This is a genomic window from Prevotella sp. DNF00663 (assembly GCF_001553265.1).
In the GTDB taxonomy this organism is placed as follows: Bacteria; Bacteroidota; Bacteroidia; order Bacteroidales; family Bacteroidaceae; genus Prevotella.
In genome coordinates this window covers 53,400-77,213 of record NZ_KQ960593.1, presented here as the reverse complement: position 1 = coordinate 77,213, position 23,814 = coordinate 53,400, and the positions used below count along the sequence as shown (strand labels likewise).

Annotated in this window: 20 protein-coding genes; 4 read left to right on the top strand and 16 right to left on the bottom strand. The window is 43.6% G+C overall.

The features are described from left to right. Positions 1-4: 4 nt before the first annotated feature. Entirely contained in the window at positions 5-1,279 is a 1,275-nt protein-coding gene (locus tag HMPREF3034_RS01615; protein WP_062432626.1) for a replication-associated recombination protein A, read from the bottom strand. A gap of 139 nt (positions 1,280-1,418) precedes the next feature. On the opposite strand from HMPREF3034_RS01615, the gene HMPREF3034_RS01610 reads away from it, so the two are divergent. The 3 genes from HMPREF3034_RS01610 to HMPREF3034_RS01600 all read left to right on the top strand — a co-directional run bounded on the left by HMPREF3034_RS01610 (position 1,419) and on the right by HMPREF3034_RS01600 (position 5,836). Continuing rightward, positions 1,419-2,237 carry a hypothetical protein gene (locus HMPREF3034_RS01610; RefSeq protein ID WP_036895883.1) on the top strand — a complete coding sequence of 273 codons (819 nt, stop codon included), beginning with the start codon at positions 1,419-1,421 and terminating at the stop codon, positions 2,235-2,237. Between the two features lie 325 nt (positions 2,238-2,562). After that, positions 2,563-4,251 (top strand): putative transporter, encoded by a 1,689-nt coding sequence (locus HMPREF3034_RS01605; RefSeq protein WP_062432623.1) that lies wholly within the window; start codon positions 2,563-2,565, stop codon positions 4,249-4,251. A gap of 175 nt (positions 4,252-4,426) precedes the next feature. Beyond that, the gene (locus HMPREF3034_RS01600; protein WP_062432620.1) at positions 4,427-5,836 is read left to right on the top strand and encodes a threonine/serine exporter family protein; all 1,410 of its coding nucleotides are present in this window, start codon (positions 4,427-4,429) and stop codon (positions 5,834-5,836) included. A gap of 82 nt (positions 5,837-5,918) precedes the next feature. Here the strand turns inward: HMPREF3034_RS01600 and carB are convergent, their stop codons facing one another. From carB to uxaC, 5 genes are all read right to left on the bottom strand, one after another. Then, a complete protein-coding gene (gene carB, locus HMPREF3034_RS01595; RefSeq protein WP_036895889.1) occupies positions 5,919-9,143 on the bottom strand; it encodes a carbamoyl-phosphate synthase (glutamine-hydrolyzing) large subunit in 3,225 nt (1,074 codons plus the stop codon). Positions 9,144-9,151: 8 nt separating this feature from the next. Then, a complete protein-coding gene (carA, locus tag HMPREF3034_RS01590) occupies positions 9,152-10,228 on the bottom strand; it encodes a glutamine-hydrolyzing carbamoyl-phosphate synthase small subunit (RefSeq protein WP_036895891.1) in 1,077 nt (358 codons plus the stop codon). Between the two features lie 20 nt (positions 10,229-10,248). Beyond that, positions 10,249-12,135, bottom strand: coding sequence for an amidophosphoribosyltransferase (locus HMPREF3034_RS01585; RefSeq protein ID WP_062432617.1), 1,887 nt, complete (start codon positions 12,133-12,135; stop codon positions 10,249-10,251). 143 nt (positions 12,136-12,278) lie between these two features. After that, on the bottom strand, positions 12,279-13,076 hold the full coding sequence (locus tag HMPREF3034_RS01580; protein WP_036895894.1) for a polysaccharide biosynthesis/export family protein: 798 nt from the start codon (positions 13,074-13,076) through the stop codon (positions 12,279-12,281). 256 nt (positions 13,077-13,332) lie between these two features. Further along, a complete protein-coding gene (uxaC, locus tag HMPREF3034_RS01575) occupies positions 13,333-14,736 on the bottom strand; it encodes a glucuronate isomerase (RefSeq protein WP_062432615.1) in 1,404 nt (467 codons plus the stop codon). Positions 14,737-14,873: 137 nt separating this feature from the next. Here uxaC and HMPREF3034_RS01570 point away from each other — a divergent pair, with 137 nt between their 5' ends. Then, positions 14,874-15,908 carry an asparaginase gene (locus tag HMPREF3034_RS01570; protein WP_036895897.1) on the top strand — a complete coding sequence of 345 codons (1,035 nt, stop codon included), beginning with the start codon at positions 14,874-14,876 and terminating at the stop codon, positions 15,906-15,908. 9 nt (positions 15,909-15,917) lie between these two features. Here the strand turns inward: HMPREF3034_RS01570 and HMPREF3034_RS01565 are convergent, their stop codons facing one another. The 10 genes from HMPREF3034_RS01565 to rlmH all read right to left on the bottom strand — a co-directional run bounded on the left by HMPREF3034_RS01565 (position 15,918) and on the right by rlmH (position 23,807). Next, positions 15,918-16,805: an AraC family transcriptional regulator gene (locus HMPREF3034_RS01565; RefSeq protein WP_036895899.1), complete on the bottom strand. Its 888-nt coding sequence runs from the start codon at positions 16,803-16,805 to the stop codon at positions 15,918-15,920. A gap of 12 nt (positions 16,806-16,817) precedes the next feature. Beyond that, a complete protein-coding gene (gene dapA, locus HMPREF3034_RS01560; protein WP_036895901.1) occupies positions 16,818-17,705 on the bottom strand; it encodes a 4-hydroxy-tetrahydrodipicolinate synthase in 888 nt (295 codons plus the stop codon). A gap of 139 nt (positions 17,706-17,844) precedes the next feature. Beyond that, a complete protein-coding gene (locus HMPREF3034_RS01555; protein WP_036895903.1) occupies positions 17,845-18,765 on the bottom strand; it encodes a DMT family transporter in 921 nt (306 codons plus the stop codon). Then, a complete protein-coding gene (gene truA, locus HMPREF3034_RS01550) occupies positions 18,765-19,502 on the bottom strand; it encodes a tRNA pseudouridine(38-40) synthase TruA (RefSeq protein WP_062432614.1) in 738 nt (245 codons plus the stop codon). The genes HMPREF3034_RS01555 and truA overlap by 1 nt, the downstream gene beginning before the upstream one ends. Continuing rightward, complete coding sequence (locus HMPREF3034_RS01545) at positions 19,499-19,942, bottom strand: hypothetical protein (RefSeq protein WP_036895991.1); 444 nt, start codon at positions 19,940-19,942, stop codon at positions 19,499-19,501. The genes truA and HMPREF3034_RS01545 overlap by 4 nt, the downstream gene beginning before the upstream one ends. Positions 19,943-19,944: 2 nt before the next feature. Then, entirely contained in the window at positions 19,945-20,316 is a 372-nt protein-coding gene (locus HMPREF3034_RS01540; RefSeq protein ID WP_062432613.1) for a hypothetical protein, read from the bottom strand. A 222-nt stretch (positions 20,317-20,538) separates the two neighbouring features. After that, the gene (locus tag HMPREF3034_RS01535; RefSeq protein WP_231725581.1) at positions 20,539-21,084 is read right to left on the bottom strand and encodes an RNA polymerase sigma factor; all 546 of its coding nucleotides are present in this window, start codon (positions 21,082-21,084) and stop codon (positions 20,539-20,541) included. After that, a complete protein-coding gene (locus tag HMPREF3034_RS01530; protein ID WP_231725580.1) occupies positions 21,081-22,478 on the bottom strand; it encodes a L,D-transpeptidase family protein in 1,398 nt (465 codons plus the stop codon). Before HMPREF3034_RS01530 ends, HMPREF3034_RS01535 begins: the two co-directional genes overlap by 4 nt. Positions 22,479-22,648: 170 nt before the next feature. Beyond that, positions 22,649-22,960, bottom strand: a complete 312-nt coding sequence (locus HMPREF3034_RS01525) for a T9SS type A sorting domain-containing protein (RefSeq protein ID WP_036895908.1) — start codon at positions 22,958-22,960, stop codon at positions 22,649-22,651. A 376-nt stretch (positions 22,961-23,336) separates the two neighbouring features. Next, on the bottom strand, positions 23,337-23,807 hold the full coding sequence (gene rlmH, locus HMPREF3034_RS01520) for a 23S rRNA (pseudouridine(1915)-N(3))-methyltransferase RlmH (RefSeq protein WP_036895910.1): 471 nt from the start codon (positions 23,805-23,807) through the stop codon (positions 23,337-23,339). Between the last annotated feature and the right edge of the window lie 7 nt (positions 23,808-23,814).

The window sequence follows — 23,814 nt, the reverse complement described above, 5'->3', positions numbered from 1 at the left end:
TATATTACTTCTCATATCTATCACCCCAAAAACGAGTCATGCGATCTTTCAACTTCGTCTCTACCGCATTGGGTTGTGCATGCCATAACCTGTCGTTCACCAGTTCATCGGGCATATACTGTTGCTGTACGAAGTGCTCAGGATAGTCATGACTGTACTTATAACCATCATGATAACCCAACTGTTTCATCAGTTTGGTCGGAGCATTACGCAAATGTAGCGGCACAGGAAGGTTTCCTGTCTGTCGCACTTTCTCCAGCGCTGCATCAATACCAAGATAACTTGAATTGCTTTTGGCACTCGTAGCGAGATACACAACAGCCTCCGCCAACGGGATACGCCCCTCAGGCCAGCCTATTTTCATGACCGCATCGAAAGCCGCATTAGCCAATAACAAAGCGTTGGGATTGGCTAATCCTATATCTTCGGAGGCACTAATGACCAGTCGACGAGCGATAAATTGAGGGTCTTCACCGCCTTCTATCATCCTAGCCATCCAGTATAAGGCTGCATCAGGGTCGCTCCCACGGATGCTCTTGATGAATGCCGAGATGATATCGTAGTGCATTTCCCCCTCTTTATCATAGGCCAAAGGGTTCTGTTGCAGCCGGTTTACTACCAAGTCGTCGGTAATCACCACATCGTTCTTCCCCTCAGACTCTACTACCAGTTCCAATATATTCAGCAATTTACGCGCATCTCCACCACTATACCGCAACATGGCTCCGGTCTCTTTCAGTTCTATACGGCGCTCTTTCAAATATATATCCGTCGTAATAGCTTTATGGAGCAGTTCCAATAAATCGTCTTGCTCCAACGATTTCAAAACATACAACTGACAACGTGACAACAACGGCCTAATCACTTCAAACGAAGGATTCTCCGTCGTAGCCCCGATCAATGTCACCACCCCCTGCTCCACTGCACCAAGCAAGGAGTCTTGCTGCGATTTACTAAACCGATGAATCTCGTCAATAAACAAGATTGGCGATGCGGTATTGAAGAATCTGCTTTCCTTGGCCTTTGCTATGACGTCGCGAACGTCCTTTACTCCACTTGTCACAGCGCTTAAAGTATAGAACGGAGTGTCTAACTTATTGGCAATAATACGTGCAAGTGTAGTCTTTCCAACACCCGGTGGTCCCCATAACAAAAATGAGGAAATCCTACCTGTGTCTATCATTTGGCGCAATACGGCTCCCTCTCCTACGAGATGTTTTTGGCCGACATAATCGTCCAAAGTTTTGGGTCGCATTCGCTCTGCTAACGGTTCACTCATATATGTATGCAAAAATAGAGAATAAGGAGGAGAAATACAAAAATTCCTTTTGAAAAGTTTGTGAATATGATACAGAGTATGTACTTTTGCAGCGCTATCCAAGACTGAGTTTAAGGTAAGATAAATAGCAATCACACATATGAGACAACAGAAAGTATTAACCCTAAAGACGCTAAGCAAAAGCAATGTATGGGATATTCAGGAGAATGACATATTCCGTATGTGGGAGGCTGCTGAGAAAGATGCAGACCTCAAGGATAACACGAGACATTACATAGATGTCATCAAAAGCGCATTCGATGCAGAAGAAATTAAGATTGATAAACCAGAGGTCATCAGGAAGTATGAAGACCGCGGATTCAAGATTGGACGCATCAGAATAGACGAAAACAACAAGAACAAGTGGGCATTGAAGAAACGCACCATCATGCGTGTATCCGATCTTACCTACGAAAATATACACCATATCTCTGCTACAAAGTTGCTAGAATGCATCGACCGAAATTTTGGCGGTGGCTGGGATTCACTTTCACAAAGCATCAGAGACATCATCGAACATGGTTTCGACATCAGCACTACTACTCTTCCCAAAGACAGACTACACAAGAAAGGTGGCATGTATGAGAAGAAGGTAGCCGACGGATTTGATGTGCTTGAAATTCCAAAGGGTGGATGGATTGAAGCCATCTTCGCTAAAGAGAAGCCTGAATTAGAAAGACCAAGGGTAAGATTTGATAGTGATGACGATATGGATAAGTTGGATTTAGATGGAGATACCATTGATACCGATGATGAAGACTTACCGGAAATCAAGGATAGTTACAACGAGCCCGATGACGATGAGGATGTTTTCGACGAAGACAAATTGACAGAAGAGAGTTATCGCACGACCTTTGAGGAAAATCCGGACGACCTCAATATGGAAGCCGAGGATATGTCTGACGACGACAACTATTAAACAGAAAGATATTACAAACGACCATCAGGGGAATCGGGCTAAACCCGATTCCCCTTTTATTGTGCCTATCTCCCATCCTCAAGTTCCTTATTTCCCACTCCTAATTTCTCCCCCTTAACTCGCTGCAAAGTCGAGGCAAGCATGCTGAACAAGCACTGCAGCAACGCTGTTCGGCCATTGCAGTAACGCTGCCGACACTTTGCAATAAGACAACTATGGCTATCGAAAATACTAATAACAGCACTCTCTGAATATAATTACCACCACTTGATGTTCTATATTAAATGTAATAACTTTGCAATTGCAAAATCAATTACGATCAATCATGGAAATTATCGAGCACTTATTTCAAGGAATGCCCGGACTATGGGGTGGCGGTGTAGCCCACTCCGTACTTATTCTATCCCTTGTTATAGCAATGGGATTGTCGCTAGGAAAAATCAAAATAGGTAATGTATCGCTTGGACTGATGTGGATACTCTTCTTCGGTATCCTGTTCGGCCAATTCAATTTGAACCTCGATGAGCATCTATTGCACTTCATGAAAGAGTTTGGACTAATTCTCTTTGTCTACTCTATCGGTATGCAAGTAGGTCCAAGTTTCTTCTCTTCATTCCGTAAGGGTGGTAAAACACTTACCATGCTAGCCATCATCACGATATTCTTGAGTGTGATTATCACCATCACGCTGCACTTCACCACGCAGACTCCTATCACCACATTGGCCGGTATACTCTCCGGAGCCGTGACCAATACACCGGGACTAGGTGCTGCTCAGCAGGCAAACAGCGACTTGAACGGTATTGATGCACCGGAAATCGCACTAGGTTACACCGTAACTTATCCATTAGGTATATTCGGTGTCATCTTAGCTTTCATGCTTTTGAGATACATCCTTAGAATTAATAAGGAAGAAGAAGATGAGGATGCACGCACCGGATTAGGACACTTGGAGGAGTTAAGCGTAAGAACATTCACTGTAGAGGTGACCAATGAGATGATTGATGGCATGACCATCAAACACATTCGTCCTATGGTGAAACGCCAGTTCGTCATCTCGCGTATTGTCCATGCCAATAATGCAGCTCACAATGCACTCGTCAACGGACAAACAACCATTCATCTTGGCGACAAATTGCTGATTATCGCCAACCCTAAAGACATTGAACCTATCATCGCACTGATGGGTAACTCCATTGAGATGGACTGGTCTCCATACGAGAAAGAGTTGATTTCGAGAAGGATTCTAATTACCAAACCGGAACTAAACGGCAAAAGTTTGGCTCAATTAAGAATCAGAAGCAACTTCAATGCTAACATTACGAGAGTGAATCGTTCGGGTGTAGACCTTGTAGCCACACCACAATTGCAACTCCAGATGGGCGACCGTGTGACGGTTGTCGGCTCAGAATTAGCCATAGGACATACCGAGAAGATACTCGGTAACTCCATGCGACGCCTCAATACACCAAACATTATCTCCATATTCTGGGGTATTGCATTAGGTTGTATACTAGCAAACGTACCCTTCGTGATACCGGGTATTCCTGCACCTTTGAAACTTGGACTGACTGGTGGACCGCTTGTCGTAGCCATATTGATGGGATGTTTCGGTCCTAAATATCGCATCGTGACCTACAATACCATCAGCGCCAACCTCATGATACGCGAGATTGGTATCTGTATCTTCTTGGCGTGTGTGGGCTTGGGAGCCGGTAACTCGTTCGTAGAAACTGTTATCAGCCGACAAGGAGCTACTTGGATAGCCTTCGGTTTCATCATCACACTGCTTCCAATCTTAATAGGTGGACTCATAGGTCGCTATGTATACCATCTCAACTACTTCACGTTGCTGGGCGTATTATCGGGTGCCAACACCAACCCGGCAGCACTGGCATACAGCAACGATTTGACTACGACCGACTCGGCTGCCATAGCTTACGCGACCGTATATCCGTTCTCGATGTTCTTACGCATCGTTACGGTACAGATAATGATATTTGCAATGGGGTAAAGAAGATTAGTATTTTAGATTTAGACAAGAATTAACCCATTCTACAAGTCTGCTATCTACAAAATCGATAGCAGACTTTTTATATTTCTTCAGAAACATATTTACGTCAATATTTATTTGACTAACTTTGCACAGAAAATTCAGATAACATCATTTCAAAGACTACAAAAGAAGCATGGATAATAATTGTAATTCAGAAGCAATCGTCATTAAGAAGTTAGAACTACTCTTAGACACAGGATGTCTCCTCATGTCGAGTAACGCCGACACAGCTCGTATTTCGCGCAATATGAAGCGTGTTGCCGCATTCTTAGGCATCATTGAGGAAGACATGCATATCTACTTTAACTTTAATATCTTGATGGTCAACGTGTGTATCGACGGCCATTTATACAGCAAATACAAGCGTTGCGACAAACACGGCATCAACATGGCCACCATCACTGCCATCAGTAAACTATCATGGCTGGCTATAAAGGAAGACTATTCGCTCGAACAATACGAGGAAGCATTGAATGAAATCAAGAACAAGAAGAACAGTTATACCGATTGGGAAGTAGCAGCTTGCAGCGGATTTGCCTGCGGTGGCTTCTGTATACAGTTCGGATGCGACTGGACCGCCTTCTTCTATGCTTCAATAGCAGCCATGTTTGGCATGCAACTGAAGACATACTTGAATAAGAAAGGGTCGAACACGTATGTGAATATTGCTATTTCGGCTTTCGTAGCAACACTCATTGCTTGGCTATTTGCCAACTTCTCACTCTCTACAGAAGTTATGGCTGCTATGCCTGATATGCTGGCTTCGGTACTTCATACAGACACTCCGTGGCATCCATTGATGGCATGTACGCTATTCATAGTGCCGGGTGTGCCCATCATCAATTCAGTAAGCGACATGCTGACAAATTACGTCCAGATAGGCATAACACGTGCTGTCATCACGCTTATGTTTGTTCTGTCTATGGCATTTGGTATCGCATTAGCGATAGAAGTATGTGGTATCGACAACTTTGTCAAAGACCTGAGTATGATACCTCACCACACTTATCTTGAATTCTCTATTGCCGCAGCCATCTCGGCCATGGGATTCGCAACCATATACAACTTCCCCAAACGTCTGTTACCGGTATTAGCCATAGGCGGAATCATCGCTGTCTGTACACGAAACTTCGTGAATCTAGGTCCCAGTACTGATAATATAGGATTGGATATGGGCTTGATTACAGGTTCATTTGTGGGTTCGGCACTCATCAGTATCATCTGTACGCAAGCCATGCATTGGTTCCACATGCCTCATCACTGCCTGTCTATACCCTGCGTTATCCCTATGATTCCGGGCGTATTGATGTATCGTTCACTGTTTGCATTCATCGATATGCACGGTATTGTGGGCGAGGTAACGGTGGCTATGTACAATGGTATCAGAGCTACACTGATTATCTTGTTCATCGCCATAGGCTTGGCTATTCCCAACATCTTCGTTCGTCGAATGGTAACACCGAAGCGCAATAAGAAGCTTCTCGATATGGTGATAGAGCGACAGCGAAAACACGAAGCTGCCACAGAGTTGAAACAAGCATAAGGAAACTACTGATAAAGCACAAAGAAAAAGAGCGGATGCCCTACCGGACATCCGCTCTTTATATATTATATGGCCTAGCTGATTAATATTCAGACCAACTCTTAATCTCTATTTCATCCAAAGGTACGCTACAGAAAGCATGAATGAAAGCACTTGCCAAACGACTGTTGGTAATCAATGGAACGTTCAAATCAATAGCTGCACGGCGTATCTTGTAACCGTTGGTAAGTTCATGAACCGTCAAGTTCTTAGGAATATTAACCACCATATCAATCTTATGCTCATGTAACATGGTCAAGGCTTGGGGCTCTTGTCCTTCTTCTGACGGCCAGAAAACGCGTTCGTTTGCCACTCCATTCTCTGCAAGATACTTGCTGGTACCACCCGTTGCATAGAGTTTATAGCCATGTTCGACCAATTCTCTAGCAGCATCAAGCATACCGGCCTTCTCCTTTGCACCACCCGTAGAGAGCAGAACGGTCTTAGCAGGGATACGATGGCCGACGCTAAGCATACTCTTGAGCAATGCATCATTGGTATCGTCACCCAAACAACCAACCTCTCCAGTAGAACTCATATCCACTCCTAAGACCGGATCGGCCTTCTGTAAACGGCTGAAAGAGAACTGACTGGCCTTAATTCCTACGTAGTCGAGGTCAAAAAGGTTCTTATTTGGTTTCTCTACAGGGAGTCCCAACATCACTTTGGTAGCCAGTTCGATGAGATTAATCTTCAACACTTTGCTGACAAATGGGAACGAACGTGAGGCACGAAGATTACATTCGATAACTAAAATATCGTTATCACGAGCCATAAACTGGATATTGAAAGGACCGCTAATATGCAGTTCTTTAGCTATCTGGCGACTCACATGCTTGACACGACGAACAGTTTCAACATACAACTTCTGCGGTGGGAAAGCGATGGTAGCATCTCCTGAGTGCACACCGGCAAACTCTACGTGCTCACTGATGGCATATGCAAGAATCTCACCATTGCGAGCTACGGCATCCATCTCGATTTCCTTGGCGTGCTCAATAAACTTCGATACAACCACAGGATGGTCTTCACTGACGTTAGCAGCAAGTTGTAAGAACTTCACAAGTTCCTCTTCGTTAGAGCAAACATTCATCGCTGCCCCCGAAAGAACATACGATGGGCGAACCAATACCGGAAATCCTACACGCTCGACAAACTTTCCGATGTCGTCCATACTGGTCAAAGCACTCCATTCGGGTTGGTTGATTCCATTGCGAGTAAGCATGGCTGAGAACTTAGCGCGGTCTTCAGCGCCATCAATATCTTGCGCCGCCGTACCAAGAATAGGTACATTTTGCTCGTCGAGCTTCATGGCTAAGTTGTTCGGAATCTGCCCTCCTGTGCTGACAATGACACCATGCGGAGTCTCCAATTCAATGATATCCATGACACGTTCAAACGTCAATTCATCGAAATAAAGACGGTCGCACATATCATAATCGGTAGAAACAGTCTCCGGATTATAGTTAATCATCACCGAACGGTAACCTTCTTTGCGAATAGTATTCAAAGCTTGAACACCACACCAGTCGAATTCTACTGAGCTACCAATACGGTATGCTCCCGACCCAAGCACGATAATAGAGCGCTTATCCTTCTCAAAGTCAATATCATTCTGTACTCCTGCATAGGTCAGATAGAGATAATTAGTCTGCGCCGGATACTCTGCTGCCAAAGTATCTATCTGTTTTACCACCGGCAATATGCCATAGTTCTTACGCAGATTTCGTACCAATAGCTGTGCCTTGAACATGTTATGGAGTTCTCCTTCAAGCCCTACGGCACGCGCAATTTGGAAATCTGTGAAGCCATAAACTTTGGCTTTCTGTAGCAATTCCTTATCAAGTGTATTGATATTGCATGTCTTCAACTGCTCATCAATATCAATAATATTCTTCAATTTCTGCAAGAACCACTTATCAATCTTCGTCAATTCATGAATCTGATCAACAGTATAGGCCTTGTGCATAGCCTTTGAGATGACGAAGATGCGCTTATCGGTAGGTTCTTTCAAAGCTGCATCAATGTCTTCTATTTCCAATTCCTTGTTCTCGACAAAGCCATGCATGCCCTGCCCTATCATGCGTAAGCCTTTTTGGATGGCTTCTTCGAAGTTTCGACCGATAGCCATTACCTCTCCGACAGACTTCATGGAAGAACCCAATTCCTTGTCTACTCCACGGAATTTTGACAAGTCCCAGCGTGGAATCTTGCACACTACATAGTCCAATGCAGGCTCAAAGAAAGCGCTGGTAGTCTTTGTAACAGAGTTCTTTAAGTCGAACAAACCATATCCAAGACCTAACTTTGCAGCGACAAAAGCCAAGGGATAACCGGTCGCCTTAGACGCTAATGCAGACGAACGGCTCAATCGTGCGTTCACCTCAATGACTCTATAGTCTTCGCTCTTGGGATCGAATGCATACTGAACATTACACTCTCCGACGATACCGATGTGTCGAATGATGCGTATAGCCAATGCTCTCAACTTATGGTATTCGCTGTTTGTCAATGTCTGAGAGGGCGCAATGACGATACTTTCACCCGTATGGATGCCCAAAGGGTCAAAGTTTTCCATGTTACATACGGTAATACAGTTGTCGAAACGGTCGCGTACTACCTCGTATTCTATTTCCTTCCAGCCCTTCAAACTTTTCTCAACAAGTACCTGAGGTGAGAAAGAGAATGCCTTTTCTGCAAGCTTATCTAGTTCTTCTTCGTTATCAGCGAAACCACTACCAAGTCCTCCAAGGGCATAAGCAGCGCGAATAATCACCGGATAACCGAGTTCGCGAGCAGCTTTACGAGTCTTTTCAATATTGTCACAAGCCTCACTCTTGATAGTCTTGACATCTATTTCGTCCAGTTTTTCAACGAAAAGTTCACGGTCTTCTGTATCCATAATGGCCTGAACGGGAGTTCCTAGTACCTGTACATTGTACTTTTCTAAGATGCCACTCTTATAGAGTTCCACACCACAATTGAGTGCTGTTTGACCTCCAAACGACAGTAAGATACCATCAGGACGCTCCTTTTCGATGACACGTTCAACGAAGTAAGGCTGCACAGGCAGGAAATATATCTGATCGGCAACACCTTCCGATGTTTGAACAGTTGCAATATTAGGATTGATTAATACGGTATAAATACCCTCTTCACGCATGGCTTTAAGGGCTTGTGAACCCGAATAATCGAACTCACCGGCCTCTCCAATCTTCAAAGCACCAGAACCTAAGAGGAGTACTTTCTTTATCTTTTCATCTTTCATCTTCTCTTTTACTTTAAGGTTGCAACAAAATCATCAAATACAAACTCCGTATCTACGGGACCGGAACATGCTTCCGGATGGAACTGACTAGTAAACCAAGGATTCGTCTTATGCTTGATTCCCTCGTTACTTCCATCATTCATATTCACAAAGAGTTCTTCCCAATCTTTTCCGATGGTCTTGATATCAACGGCATAGCCATGGTTTTGACTGGTCACAAAGCACTTATTCGTGCCTACCATACGCACCGGCTGGTTGTGAGAACGGTGTCCATATTTCAATTTATAGATGGATGCACCACCTGCTTTAGCCAAGAGTTGGTTACCCATGCAGATACCGCATATCGGTTTACGGCTCATACTGATTTGCTTACGAATCACATCGACAGCCTCGGAACACATATCCGGGTCACCGGGACCATTACCCAAGAAGAGACCATCAAACTCCATTCCGGTATAATCATAATTCCAAGGCACTCGAATCACTTCTACTCCGCGATTAATCAAGCAACGAATAATGTTGGCTTTCACGCCACAATCCACGAGAACAACCTTCTTTCCAGCACCCTCATTATAACGAATAATCTCCTTACACGAAACCTTATCCACGAAGTTTACGCCTTCATAATCAGCTTCAGGAATATTATCGGGCTCATCGTCAAAGATAATTTTCCCCATCATCACCCCATGAGAACGCAACACTTTGGTCAACTCTCGCGTGTCAATGCCCGTTATTCCCGGCACATGTTCGCGTTTCAACCAGTCGGATAAACTCTCTACGGCATTCCAATGAGAGTACTCTTCACTATAATCAGCAACAATAATGGCAGAAGCATATATCTTATCACTCTCCATAAAAGTGGGCAAACCGGATGGCTCAACCGTAAATGCAGGCACACCATAATTACCTACAAGCGGATAAGTCAACGTCATCAACTGCCCGGCATAAGATGGATCTGTAAGACTCTCCGGGTATCCCATCATGGCAGTATTGAATACAACCTCGCCCGCTACAGGCGCATCGTAGCCGAAAGACTTGCCATGAAACTTTGTTCCGTCTTCCAATATTAATGTTACTTTCTTCATTCTATTCTCTTTATTGAATATTATTCACTCTTATACACATTCTCAAAGTAATCCACAAAGGCCTCATTACACAACTTTGTACCACCGGGAGTAGGATACTTACCAGTAAAATACCAATTACCTCTGTGATTAGGTATAGCCATCTGCAAGCCCTCTATAGACTGATAGACCAACTCCACAGGAGTCTTCATACCCTCAGGACGCAACATCTCAACAATCTTATTGTTGATTTCTTCGGTCGTGAACGGACTATAAATTTCCCTCACTCCATTCTTCATTTCATCCTTCGACTTCTCTAGTTCGGCCTTACATGAGCGATATACATCCTCTATCACATGTTGCAAACCACGTTCCTTAAGCAATTGAATGGTTGCGCGGAACACACAGAATTCCTCCAATCGAGGCATATCAATACCGTAATAATCGGGGTATCTAATCTGTGGAGCACTACTAACAATAACTATCTTATGAGGATGAAGCCTATCCAAGATACGCAAAATGCTCTCCTTCAACGTCGTACCACGTACTATACTATCGTCTATGATAACGAGATTGTCTACATGAGGTTCAATACTTTCGTAGGTAATATCATAAACATGTGATGCCAAATCGTTGCGCGAGTTACCCTCAGTAATAAAGGTACGAAGTTTAATATCCTTCCATGCCACCTTCTCACTGCGTACATCTTCTTGCAGAATACTCATTAACTCTTCATGACTTGGCGTATGTCCAAGGTTCGACAACCTTGCTATCTTCTGCTCGTTAACATAGTTCTTGAATCCATCAAGCATACCATAGAAGGCAACCTCGGCTGTATTCGGAATGAACGAGAACACAGTGTGCTGCGTATCGTTGTCGATGGCTTTTAAAATAGGTTGCGTAAGCTGCTCACCTAGCTTCTTACGCTCCTTATATATATCGCGATCGGAGCCACGACTAAAATAGATTCGTTCGAAAGAGCAGGCTTGACTCTCTTTAGGTTCCAACACTTGTTCGATGGAACACTCACCATTCCGCTTCACCAACAATGCGGCACCGGCTGGCAGCTCTTTCACATCGTCACATTCCAAATCAAATGTTGTCTGCAATACAGGGCGCTCACTGGCCAATACAGCAATCTCGTCGTTGATATAATAGAAAGCCGGACGAATACCCCAAGGGTCGCGCATAGAGAACATCTCGCCCGAACCGGTGAGTCCACAGACTACATATCCACCATCAAAGCCGGTCATGGACGTCTGCAACACGTTAGACATCTGCACGTTGTTCTCAATGTATTCTGTAATATCCATGCCCTCTAAGCCTTGCGCTTGAGCCTGAACGAAATTCCGTTCAACTTCTCTATCCAGCCTATGACCTAGTAATTCGAGCATGATATAACTGTCACTATAAATACGTGGCCACTGCCCTTGTGCCCTCAAGCGACCGAAAATCTCATCAATATTAGTCATATTGAAGTTTCCACACAGGCACAGATTCTTCGCACGCCAGTTGTTTCTACGCAAGAACGGATGCACGTACGAGAGACCACTCTTGCCAGTCGTAGAATAGCGGAGGTGTCCCATATACATTTCTCCCGCAAAAGGAACGTGACGTTTCACGTATTCCACGTCGTTCAACTTCTTCGGAGAAAAGTCTTTAAACGAGCGATGTACCTCGCCAAAGATCTCTGTAATGGCTTTCGTACCTTCTGCTCTCTGACGAAACATATACTCTTGTCCGGGCTCAGCTTCCAGACTCACGCAGGCCATACCGGCACCTTCCTGCCCTCTGTTATGTTGTTTCTCCATCATTAAGTATAGCTTGTTCAAGCCATACATCCATGTACCGTACTTTTGCTGATAATATTCCAGAGGTTTCAGCAGCCTCACCAAGGCTACACCACATTCATGCTTTAGAGTTTCCACTATTCTATATTCCTTTTAACTACAGTTTCCCTATTATACAAATGGCGCGACAACATGGTCGCACCTTATGCCTCACAGAAGCTCAAATCAAAAAAGTGAAAGACTGAAACCATAACCTTATCAATCTTTCACTTTCTCTTTGTTTATCTTACAATATTTATTACCAACGATGCTAAACTAGTTAGAATACCAATAACCGAGAACCAAATGGTTGTCGAAGAACCAATAGCAGCATTCTGTGCCTTCACCTTATTGGGTTCAACATACAGAATATCATTTTGTTGTAGATAATAATATGGAGAATTAATCAAGTTCGCATCATTCAAATTGAGGCGATGAGTTTCCTTTCTTCCGGTAGCATCTTCTCGGATAAGCATCACATTGTCGCGCTTACCATAAATGGTCAAGTCGCCCGCTTGCGCCAAAGCCTCTACCACACTCATCTTTTCAGTAGACACCGGCACTACTCCCGGATGGCCGACTTCACCGATAACAGTAACTCGATAACTAGCCATCGAAACCGTCACAATTGGATTTTGAGATTTAGCCAAGTAAGGAGCTATCTTCTCTTTGATTAAGTTCTGGCACTGATACTTCGTCAATCCTACAACATGCAACTTACCAACAACCGGAAAGTTAATGTTACCTTCATTGTCTACCAAGTAGCCTTGAAGCGAGCCATAGCCGCTGCTAATTTGTCCGCCCGAACCGATCGTGTTCTGAACAGAGAGGTTGAAAGGTGCAGCCACATCGGGATCGGTCGTGATAACCGTAATAGTAAGCATGTCTTTCGGCATGATTTTCGCATCGTAAAGACCTTGAGAAGCCTGCAAACTTATAGAATCAATGTTCTGAAAATAAGCTACATTCTTCGCACCAGAGCAACTACCTAATACCAAGACAGCCGCAATAAAGAGTAGAATCGTTAGAGTTTTTTTCATAACTACAATAATAGCATAATTATCGTTTAATATTGTGCAAATATAATTGTATTTTTTTAATTTGACAAGTTTTTATTCCAATAAAATGTTTGCACCTTTTAAGTTTAATGACTACACCCACATGAGCCTTCATTAACATACATGTAAAAGCATGAAAATAAGAATATCAACTCACTGCAGGGCGTCGGCAACATTGCTGCATAGCCCTAACAGCATCGCTGCCAAGCCTCTTCAGCAAGCTTGCCAAGTCCCTGCACTAATACAACTTGAAATAATTGCGTGCATTATTATAACTAATGTCTTCCACCATACGAGCCAATTCAGCTTGGTCATTAGGTATCAATCCACGCTCAACATCATTACCAATGATGTTACAAAGCAACCTTCTGAAGTACTCATGTCGGGGATAACTCAAGAAAGAACGGGAGTCGGTGAGCATCCCAATAAACCTACTTAGCAGTCCAAGGTTCGACAAAGCATTGATTTGGCGGGTCATTCCGTCTAACTGATCATTGAACCACCAACCGGCACCAAACTGCATTTTCCCCGGCACACTGCCGTCTTGGAAGTTTCCCATCATCGTTGCCACCACCTCATTATCGCAAGGATTCAAGCAATAAACGATGGTACGCGTCAGCATTCCTTTCTGATTCAGTTCGTCAAAGAAATGACTCATGGCTCTCGCCGTGCTAAAAGTACCAATGGAATCAAATCCAGTGTCAACGCCAATTCTACCAAGCATCAGTCCATTATTGTCGCGAATAGCACCATAATGATATTGTTGTGTCCAATCAGACGCAGCATCCATTTCTGCACACATGGTCAAAAAGGCATGCTTATATTGCCGTATTTCAAGTGCAGAGAGCATTTGTCCGCGCATCGCCTTCTCAAAAATGGTCTCTACTTGGCTATCCGTATAAGGCTCATCATAAAATTCTTCGATACCATGATCGGAGAGTTTACAGCCGTTTTCGGCAAAGAAATCATGCCTTTTTTGCAAGGCATCGACCAAATCGGAGAATCGTCTGATGTCTATACCCGATACCTCAGAGAGTTGTTTAACATAGCCAGCATACTCCTTTTTCTCTATATTCATGGCCTTATCCGGGCGCCATGCGGGTAACATTCTCACTTCAAAGTCGCTCTGGAGAGTTGCTTGATGATACCGTAAATCATCTATCGGGTCGTCGGTAGTACATACCGTCTCCACATGGTAATGTCTCATCAGTCCTCTAGCACTATATTCCGACGAAGCAAGTTTCTCATTACACTCGTCGTATATCTCACGTGCCGTCTGCGGAGAAAGTAGCTTCGTGATACCAAAAGCGGTCTTCAACTCCAGCTGACTCCAATGAAACAGGGGGTTACGATAGGTATAAGGCATTGTATCGGCCCATTTTTCAAACTTCTCCCAGTCCGAAGTCTCATCGCCGGTACAATACTTTTCGGGCACTCCATTGGTACGCATGGATCTCCACTTATAGTGGTCGCCACCCAACCACAGCTCCGTGATACTGGCGAAACGATGGTCTTCGGCTACCATCTTGGGATTCAAGTGACAGTGATAGTCTATGATTGGCTTCTGTGCAGCATGATTATGATACAATTCTTGGGCGACAGTGGTCTCCAACAAGAAGTTCTCATCCATAAATTCTTTCATCGGTAATCGAATATTCTTTATATGTTATGACAACGAGTTCGTCTGTCTTAGATTGTAATGCAAATATAATTCATTTTTTTTGTGTAGCTAAGTAATTTAAGCTATATTTGCATTTCAAACGAAAGAAATAACGACACATGAAAGATTCAAAGGTTCTTTTGATATATACAGGCGGGACTATCGGCATGGGACAAAACCCGAAGACAGGCTCACTGGAGCCACTTGATTTCAACCATTTCATTGGTAAGATTCCCGATTTTGCCCTGCTATCGGTTGGCGTAGATGTATACCAATTCAGCGAACCAATTGATTCTAGCGACATGTCTCCACATCTTTGGAGCACACTTGTACAAATTATCAGTGAGAAATACGGCGAGTACGATGGCTTCGTCGTGCTACATGGTACCGATACGATGGCTTATACAGCCTCGGCATTGTCCTTTATGCTGGGCAATCTTACCAAGCCTGTGATACTCACAGGTAGCCAATTGCCCATCGGACTGCTTCGTACCGACGGCAAGGAGAATCTCGTTACAAGTATCGAGTTGGCCTCTATGAAAAACATAGATGGGCGCCCGGCTGTCCCAGAGGTGTCGATATATTTTGGCGGGAAGTTGATTCGAGGCAATAGAGCGACCAAGCAGAATGCCGATGGATTCAATGCTTTCGACTCATTCAACTATCCCCACCTGTGCGATGCAGGCGTAAACTTCACCTTTCACGACCATCATATCCTCACGCCCGACTACACTAAGCCCATGATTCCGCACATTTCGATGAACCCGAATGTTATCGTATTCTCGCTCTTTCCGGGCATACAAGACAGCATTGTGGGACACGTCATTGACGCACCAGAGCTAAAAGGTATCGTCATGAGGAGTTACGGGAGTGGCAATGCTCCACAAAGTCCATGGCTTGTGGAGCTCCTGACCAAAGCATGTAAACGTGGAATAACAGTCGTAAACATCAGTCAATGCATTTCGGGAACAGTAGAAATGGCTAGATACGACACGGGATACCAACTCAAGGAAGCCGGTGTCATCAGCGGATATGATAGTACTGTGGAAGCAGCCGTCACCAAATTGATGTATCTGCTAGACATCTACGACAACCCAAAGATAATAAGAAAGCAGATGAATACCTGTATTGCAGGCGAAATAACAGTCAAATAAACAAGCCGACTAGACGATAACGCGCGTCTTATGATAGTTCTCTCTGAACCCAGAAGGAGAACAGTCTTTGCGCTTTTTGAATATTCTATTGAAATTACTAAGATTGTTGAATCCGCATTCATAGCTGATTTCGGAGATGCTCTTTGCCGTATCTACCAGCATACGCGAAGCATATCCTAAACGAATATCGATAATGTAGTCGGACAAACTACGCCCTGTATGCAACTTAAAGAAGCGACTGAATGCACTCGGACTCATACCAACCATCTCTGATAATACCGACAATCGAATCTCATCCATGTAATTCTTACTGATGAAATTCTTCACCTTGAGGATGCGACGGCTATCATCTTCCACTGAAATTTTGGCGAAACTAGACGACGAAAGTGTACGGGCATCAGAGCATTTTGAAAGTTCGTAGAGGATTGAAAGGAACTGAGTGACAGCATAAAATCCATCTTGTATGGCACTCAAACCGTCCAACATCTTGTACACGCGTACGATAGCACTCATCGGAAAGCATAGCCCTTTACGCGCCTCCACCATCATCTTACGCATGCTAACAAACGGATTTCGACCAAAGAGATTGTCTTCCGTCATATTAAAATCGAACTGAACGGTAATCTCACGAATATCCTCACTGCGACATTCATGCTGTTCCCAGACATGTTCCAAGTCGGGACTAGTGATTAAGACAAGGTCATATTCACCTATTACTTCGCTGGAATCGCCCACCACTCTCTTCACTCCGGCAGCGCGTTCCACAAAATTCAACTCGTATACTTCGTGATTGTGGATAGGGTATGTGAATTCTTTCTTATGGCGATCGGCAATGTATAGCACGTCTTTACCCATAAGAGGAGTTATCTCATGAATTACTCTCCTATCCTCACTCATACCATATAGAGTTTAAATTCGTAAATCTTTCAAAATTGCAGACATCTTCTGTCGGGTCTTAATCGTTGTTGGAACCAACGGAAGACGAAGCACATTCTCTATCATTCCCATATCACTTAGCAAGGCTTTCACACCGGCCGGATTGCCTTCTACGAACAGAAGACTGTACAATTCGGTAAACATGTGATGGATTTTGCGTGCCGGTTCAAACTCACCCTTGAACTCCAAACGAATCATTCGTGAGAATTCTTTAGGCAAAGCATTACCGATTACCGAAATAACACCGGCTGCCCCACTGGCTACCATAGAGAATGTCAGGGCGTCATCACCACTGATTATATCGAAATTATCGGGCTTTCCTTTGATGATTTCGTCCACCTGCTCAAGACTACCACTTGCTTCTTTGATACCCACAATGTTGGGAAAATCCTTCGCTAAACGTATGGTTGTCTCCGCTTTCATATTGATTCCCGTTCTTCCGGGAACATTATAAAGGATGATTGGCAACGGACTTGCTTCGGCAATAGCCTTGAAATGCTGGTACAAACCTTCTTGTGAAGGCTTGTTATAGTAAGGGCAAATACTCAGAATACCATCAATCCCACTCCAATCCGTGGTCTGAATCTCTCGTACTACAGCCGCCGTATTATTACCACCGCAATACTTCACGATCTTCACACGGCCTTGATTAACAGTCTTGACAAGCTCGGTTATTTTATCTTTTTCCTCTTTCGACAAACAAGGAGACTCACCTGTAGTGGCCAAAATACACAGGAAATCAGCGCCATTGCTAATCTGATATTCAACCAAACGCTTCAATGAGGGGTAATCTACCTCCCCTGTTAATGTAAAAGGAGTTATCACAGCAACGCCTAAACCCCTGAAAATATTCTGTGCCATAGCTTCTATATATTCCTTAGATGTTCCGTCAAGTTCTCATTGCAAAGTTACATGATTTCAATAAATGTGCAAAGAAAAACACTCAAATTATATCAATCTCGAAATAGAAGTATTGTTTTATGCAACAATGATACACTTTCTACTTCGATCCGATATACAAGAATATCATGCCGAGCAGGACAAAGAACAAGTCTAAAGCCTTAGCCTTAAGGTTCTTTTCATGGAAAATCATCGCACCAAAAAGGAAACTTACCAACACACTTCCCCTTCTAATCATCGACACAATAGATATCATGGCATCGGGTTTAGACAGTGCATAGAAATAAACAAAGTCGGCTATAGACAGGAAAACAGATATCATGATGATACTCCAATCCCAATGAAACGGTGTCGTATGCTTACGAGTGGGCAGCCAAATGAGCAACATCATCGCTCCCATCATTCCCATTTGATAGATATTGTACCAACTTTGCACCACCATCCGATTCAAACCGACTCCGCTGTCAGCTATTCCGGCCATCAAATATTTATCATACAAGCCACTGACAGCACCCAATATGGCAGCCAAAAGCAATGAGACCACCCACTTGTTATGCTTAAAATCGATACCTTCACGCTTCCCACTTCGGCTTAACATCCACAATGAAAAGATGGCTAAAAGCACACCAGCCCACTGCCAAACGTTCAATCTTTCCTGAAAAACGAGCATTGCTCCCACCAACACCATCACCGGACGAGTGGCATTAATAGGCCCTACAATGGTGATAGGGAGATGTTTCATCGAGAAATAACCAAACACCCAGCTTGATAATACAATACAAGATTTCAGCACAATATACTTATGTACGCTCCAATCGGATACCGGAACATAAAACATATTGTCGTCCAATACATGCGTAAATGCCGAAAATAAGATGAAAGGAAGGAATATACAAGAACAGAAAATAGTGTTCAGAAACAACACTGGAATAACCGCATTTCCCCGCAATGCTTTCTTTTTAAACACATCATAGAATCCTAACAGCGCAGCTGATAGGAATGCAAACATTAACCAAGCCATCAATATACCACCTTTTCTAAGAACAAAGCTTTGGCCGGCATACTCTCTCCGGCATTCGAACGGTTACCTTTCTTTACCACTTCATCAAACTCTTCAAGTGTCAAACGATGCTTCCCAACATCCAACAACGTGCCCACCACGGCTCTCACCATGTTACGCAAGAACCGATTAGCGGTAATAACAAACATGTATTGCTTATCGGGTAGCTCCATCCAATGGGCTTCAGTCACATCGCACAACGTCGTTTTGACATCGGTATGCGTCTTACAAAAAGCTGCAAAATCTTTCACCTCAAGCAATCGACGAGCCGCTTCATTCATCAAATTGAAATCGAGTGGGTATCTCAATTCACAGGAATAAGCATTCAAAAAAGGATTCTTACCTTGATGAATGAAATAATGATAGGTGCGACTTTTGGCACTAAAGCGTGCATGCAAGTCATTCTCTACCTCCTCTATCTTATCTATTGAAATATCACGGGGCAACAAACTGTTCATCCGATAGGCCAATTGGGAACATTCAAACACCGCTTCGGTATCGAAATGTGCTGCCATCATGCGGGCATGAACGCCGGCATCGGTCCTTCCTGCGCCCACTATCTCTACCTGTTCGCGCAATAATAGCGACAAAGCTTTCTGTATTTCGTTCTGTACAGAGTTGCCATTAGGTTGTATTTGCCATCCATGATAACGCGTGCCATCATATCGCAGCCATATAAAATAACGTTTTTCCATCATCTACCCCTAGCTGCTCGTCTGAAAGCCTGCCTATGAAAGCGTGCTTCGGCCTTAATTATTTGAAACACTTTTCCAGCAGGTAACACCTTCATAAACTTACGATGATACTCTTGTTGCAACTCTTTCATCTTAATATCGAGCGCGTCTTGCTGGGCAATAGCATCGGCACACGCCTCATTATCTTGCACATCGATGAAGCGATAACGCTTCATCTGACCGAAAATAACACGCTGTTTCCCCATCATCTCTCGATACAAAGGGAAAAATACAGACGATTCATACACCGAAAGACTAGCTTCTTTCGTGATATACTGTTCCATTTCGCGTTCAAACTGAACCGGATCAAACTTCCGTTTCGGCCCTTGAGCATTCACTGCAAGCGATATGATGAGTGTCAGCGCAATGATAGCAGCTTTCTTCATGACTATAATCTTTCTCATATTCATTCGTTTACCAAAGACGCATAGATGGCCTCATTGTCCATCATGGTATAATCTACCACTTCGTCTGCCGATATTTCGCCGGCATTTACATTGGCTATCCAATGTTCAGACGGTACAGTTGGCGTCTGCTCTGACTTAGATAAATACGTCCACAAGGCTATTCCGACCACACCAACACACGCTGCAGCAGCTATAATAGAGTTAACACGACGATGCACCCGACGCTTGAGTGGGACTACAGCAGCTTGTTGAGGCTCCTGTATCTTGCTCATGACATCGCTAGCCAATTGGTCGAAATAGCCATCGGGTGCGCGAAAGCCGGTTGCTTTCCCGTATTTCCGTTTCAATATATCCTCGTCTTGGTCTATCATTTTATTTATCTCCTTTTTATACTCGTTTCTCAATTATGCCCTACTTCGAAGTTATCGGAAGTTAAACGCCTTGTAGGCGTTGGAGTAACAGGTGAAGTTAACGGACATTTGTCTGTTGACTCCAAGCCGCAAAAAGGCTTTAACTCCTATTGACTTCCGTTTATCTTCAAGCTTGAAAATTTATCTCTTTTTATTATTAAGACGTAAATTCACCGCAAAGGTTTAATCCTTATCCCGTAAATATTCCGTTATTTTCTTCACAGCCAAGTGATAACTCGCTTTCAAAGCCCCTTCGCTAGTTCTCAACACCTCACTCATCTCACTATATTTCATCTCATCATAGTAGCGCAAAGTAAAGACGGCACGTTGCACTTCGGGCAATTGTGCAATGGATTCTTGTAATAAAGCCTGTGTCTTATCGCCATCAAAATACTCATCGGCAAGCAACGTATCGACCACCGCTGTATCCCCATCCTGACTTATAGACGCCCTTACTTTCTGCTTACGTACGAAGTCCAAACTCTCATTGATAGCGATCCGAAACAACCAAGTAGTAAACTTAGAATTACTCTTAAATTTATCCAGATTGTTCCAAGCCTTGATAAAGGTGTTTTGAAGTACGTCGTTGGCATCCTCATGGGTCAATACGATACGACGAATCTTCCAATACAAGGGTTCACTGTACTGGTGTACCGCCTTCGAAAAGGTCTCTCGTCGCTGGGCAGGATCGGCCAACTGGCTTTGCCACATATCTACTTGAACACTCATTGGACGCCGTAATTTTTAAGCATTCCATATATCACGCGATCGTAACCATACACATCGGGATATTCTTCCAATACTCCCCAGCGACTGGGATAAAGCGTGTAATAAGTGATAAAAAGTGGGACTTTCGGGTTCACAGAGACCGAATGAATGAGCATACGTTTATCTATCTCTTTCTTCTTGGGCTCTTCTGCATCCTCATCATCAGTCTTTTCGCTCTCCACACCTATCGGTGCCAACATCGAATATTTGATTTTATCAATCACCTTCTCGTCCTTATCTCCTAATAAAAACACGGCTAAATCAAACGGTTTTTCCACTCGCACGCATCCATGAGAGACACCGCGGTCGTGCAAATTGAAGAAATCTCGCTGCGAAGTATCGTGTAGATACACGGCAAAATTGTTTTTGAAGCGGAAAATGATTCTACCTAATGAGTTGCCCACACCACCGGTCTGCACCACATAATAACTACCCGAAGTGAGCATATCGGCTGTGACATGGTGCACAGAAACCTTCTTTCGCGTATGCCGGTCAATCACCGAGAAGCGTTTACGAGCAAAGTAAGCACTGTCACCGGCATGATGTGCCACGCTTTTTTTGATGATACTGGCCGGCAATACCCACCGAGGATTCACATCCATTCGCTCCATTTGGCTCGACAACAGTGGCGTCTTAGTCTCCAAACTACCGCATCCCACACGCATCGTAATAGTGTCTTTACCATCCACACCCATCAATCTAAAAGCCGGAATATTCACCATTACATACTTCTGATGCATTGAGGGATTATCGTGCGTACGCCATCGTGCCCGTTCCAGATTACATAAAATCTTAGCGCGTTCAAATCTGTTATGAGCATCGTTCAGTTGCTTGAGATACAGCGTGTAGAGGGCACTGCTCGGCGTAATCTCCTTTAAGAAGATGGCAACACTATCTTGGTGCACTTTACGCAGGGCTAGACGATAAAACGATTTATCAACTTCGTCTTGACGAACATCAAACAGTTGACGGTAACTGACATGTATAGAGTCGCTATCGCGCACGTCTAAAGCATTTAACAAACGGCGCGGATTGACGTAACCAAACCGTTGTCCGACAGCAAAACGGAAATAAGCCTTGGTCAAACGATACTCCAATCGACCAAACACTTGATTGATTTGATTCTCATCGGAATCGAATTCGAGTTCACGGACACGCGCTAAATCGTCCTCAATCTGCTTCACACAGAACTTTTTCTCGGAAAATCCCATGCTCGACACTGTCTTCAATTGCTCCAACAATTGCATAGCCCGATGGTCTACACCAAGCCTATCTATCCACACAAATACCCCTTTATTTCGATAATAGCGACGTGCTTCATAGTCGGCTTTCATCGAGTCTGCATCATTTCTCATAGCCACATCAATATATTCACGTATGCGATGAGAATTTAAGGAGAAAGCACTAGAGTCTAAACTTGAAAAACTATCCAAGCTCAAATTTCTATTTGGATTTACCGCCTTCTCGTTACAAGCTTCCAACAACAAGAAACTCATTGCAACCAAAAGACCTAATTTCAGACACTTCAATTAACAGAGACTTTACGAACAAAAGTTCCCACCTTGACAATATAGCAACCTTTGGGCAGATTCAAATCGTAGTGGAAGTTGTCTACATCAACCTTATAGCTAACCACACACATACCGGTAAGGTTATAAACACGCACCACCTGACCGGTTGCGCCCGTAATTGCCAAAACATTACGGTTCATAATTGATATAGAAATCTTAGAAAATTCATCGTCTATAGAATATTCCAACGACGAAGCATGCACCGACTGGGGTGTTGTCATTGCCAACATCCCGACAGTCAATACTGTAAACAATCGCTTCATCATACCATTACTCTATTTATAAGACAAAGATATGAAATATCAAGTAATTAAAACCTCTTGTTTATTTTTCGCACATTCATTTTAATCTTTTTTCACAATGTTGGCACAATAAAAATGCTTTCAGTTTAAAATAAGCACTCGCTTATCCAACAACTCATAAACTTACGACCTTAGAAACTCACGAACTCACTTTGCTGCCAAGCCACGGCAACATCACTGCCTCGACTCTTCAGCATCGCTGCATAGGCTTAACAGCAATACTGCCATGCCCCTGCAGCAAAGTAAGTTCATGAGTTTTTAAGTTCTTTTGTTTGTGAGTTAGAGTATAAGTCTTTGAGATTGTGTGTTCTTGAGTTATAGAGTTGATAGATAAGAATTATCACTCATGGTGATAAGGTTCGCCCTTGATTATAGTACAAGCGCGATAAATCTGCTCCACAAAGATGAGTCTTATCATTTGATGGCTGAACGTCATCTGCGAGAGACTAATCTTTTCATCGGCTCGTTGATACACTGCCGGAGAGAAACCATAAGGTCCACCAACCACAAAAAACAATTTGCGAGCAGTCGATTGCTTCTTGGCTATCCACCGTGCAAACTCTATGGAGCGGAATTCTTTACCATGCTCGTCGAGCAATACGACGGTATCGCCGGGTTGGAAACGCCGTAACAATAATTCGCCTTCGCGTTCCTTCTGCTGCTCTTCGGTGAGGCTCTTTGTATTTTTAAGTTCAGGTATCACGGTCATCTCAAAAGGCATATAATGGCTGATACGCTCCGTATAATCCTCAATACCGGCTATAAAATGTTTGTTGACGGTCTTCCCTACCACAAGGAGTTCTGTTTTCATCGGCTTA

Coding starts and splice junctions, on each gene's coding strand:
- HMPREF3034_RS01615 (WP_062432626.1), bottom strand. CDS start 1,279: ATGAGTGAACCGTTAGCAGAGCGAATGCGACCCAAAACTTTGGACGAT.
- HMPREF3034_RS01610 (WP_036895883.1), top strand. CDS start 1,419: ATGAGACAACAGAAAGTATTAACCCTAAAGACGCTAAGCAAAAGCAAT.
- HMPREF3034_RS01605 (WP_062432623.1), top strand. CDS start 2,563: ATGGAAATTATCGAGCACTTATTTCAAGGAATGCCCGGACTATGGGGT.
- HMPREF3034_RS01600 (WP_062432620.1), top strand. CDS start 4,427: ATGGATAATAATTGTAATTCAGAAGCAATCGTCATTAAGAAGTTAGAA.
- carB (WP_036895889.1), bottom strand. CDS start 9,143: ATGAAAGATGAAAAGATAAAGAAAGTACTCCTCTTAGGTTCTGGTGCT.
- carA (WP_036895891.1), bottom strand. CDS start 10,228: ATGAAGAAAGTAACATTAATATTGGAAGACGGAACAAAGTTTCATGGC.
- HMPREF3034_RS01580 (WP_036895894.1), bottom strand. CDS start 13,076: ATGAAAAAAACTCTAACGATTCTACTCTTTATTGCGGCTGTCTTGGTA.
- uxaC (WP_062432615.1), bottom strand. CDS start 14,736: ATGAAAGAATTTATGGATGAGAACTTCTTGTTGGAGACCACTGTCGCC.
- HMPREF3034_RS01570 (WP_036895897.1), top strand. CDS start 14,874: ATGAAAGATTCAAAGGTTCTTTTGATATATACAGGCGGGACTATCGGC.
- HMPREF3034_RS01565 (WP_036895899.1), bottom strand. CDS start 16,805: ATGAGTGAGGATAGGAGAGTAATTCATGAGATAACTCCTCTTATGGGT.
- dapA (WP_036895901.1), bottom strand. CDS start 17,705: ATGGCACAGAATATTTTCAGGGGTTTAGGCGTTGCTGTGATAACTCCT.
- HMPREF3034_RS01555 (WP_036895903.1), bottom strand. CDS start 18,765: ATGGCTTGGTTAATGTTTGCATTCCTATCAGCTGCGCTGTTAGGATTC.
- truA (WP_062432614.1), bottom strand. CDS start 19,502: ATGATGGAAAAACGTTATTTTATATGGCTGCGATATGATGGCACGCGT.
- HMPREF3034_RS01545 (WP_036895991.1), bottom strand. CDS start 19,942: ATGAGAAAGATTATAGTCATGAAGAAAGCTGCTATCATTGCGCTGACA.
- HMPREF3034_RS01540 (WP_062432613.1), bottom strand. CDS start 20,316: ATGATAGACCAAGACGAGGATATATTGAAACGGAAATACGGGAAAGCA.
- HMPREF3034_RS01535 (WP_231725581.1), bottom strand. CDS start 21,084: ATGAGTGTTCAAGTAGATATGTGGCAAAGCCAGTTGGCCGATCCTGCC.
- HMPREF3034_RS01530 (WP_231725580.1), bottom strand. CDS start 22,478: ATGAGAAATGATGCAGACTCGATGAAAGCCGACTATGAAGCACGTCGC.
- HMPREF3034_RS01525 (WP_036895908.1), bottom strand. CDS start 22,960: ATGATGAAGCGATTGTTTACAGTATTGACTGTCGGGATGTTGGCAATG.
- rlmH (WP_036895910.1), bottom strand. CDS start 23,807: ATGAAAACAGAACTCCTTGTGGTAGGGAAGACCGTCAACAAACATTTT.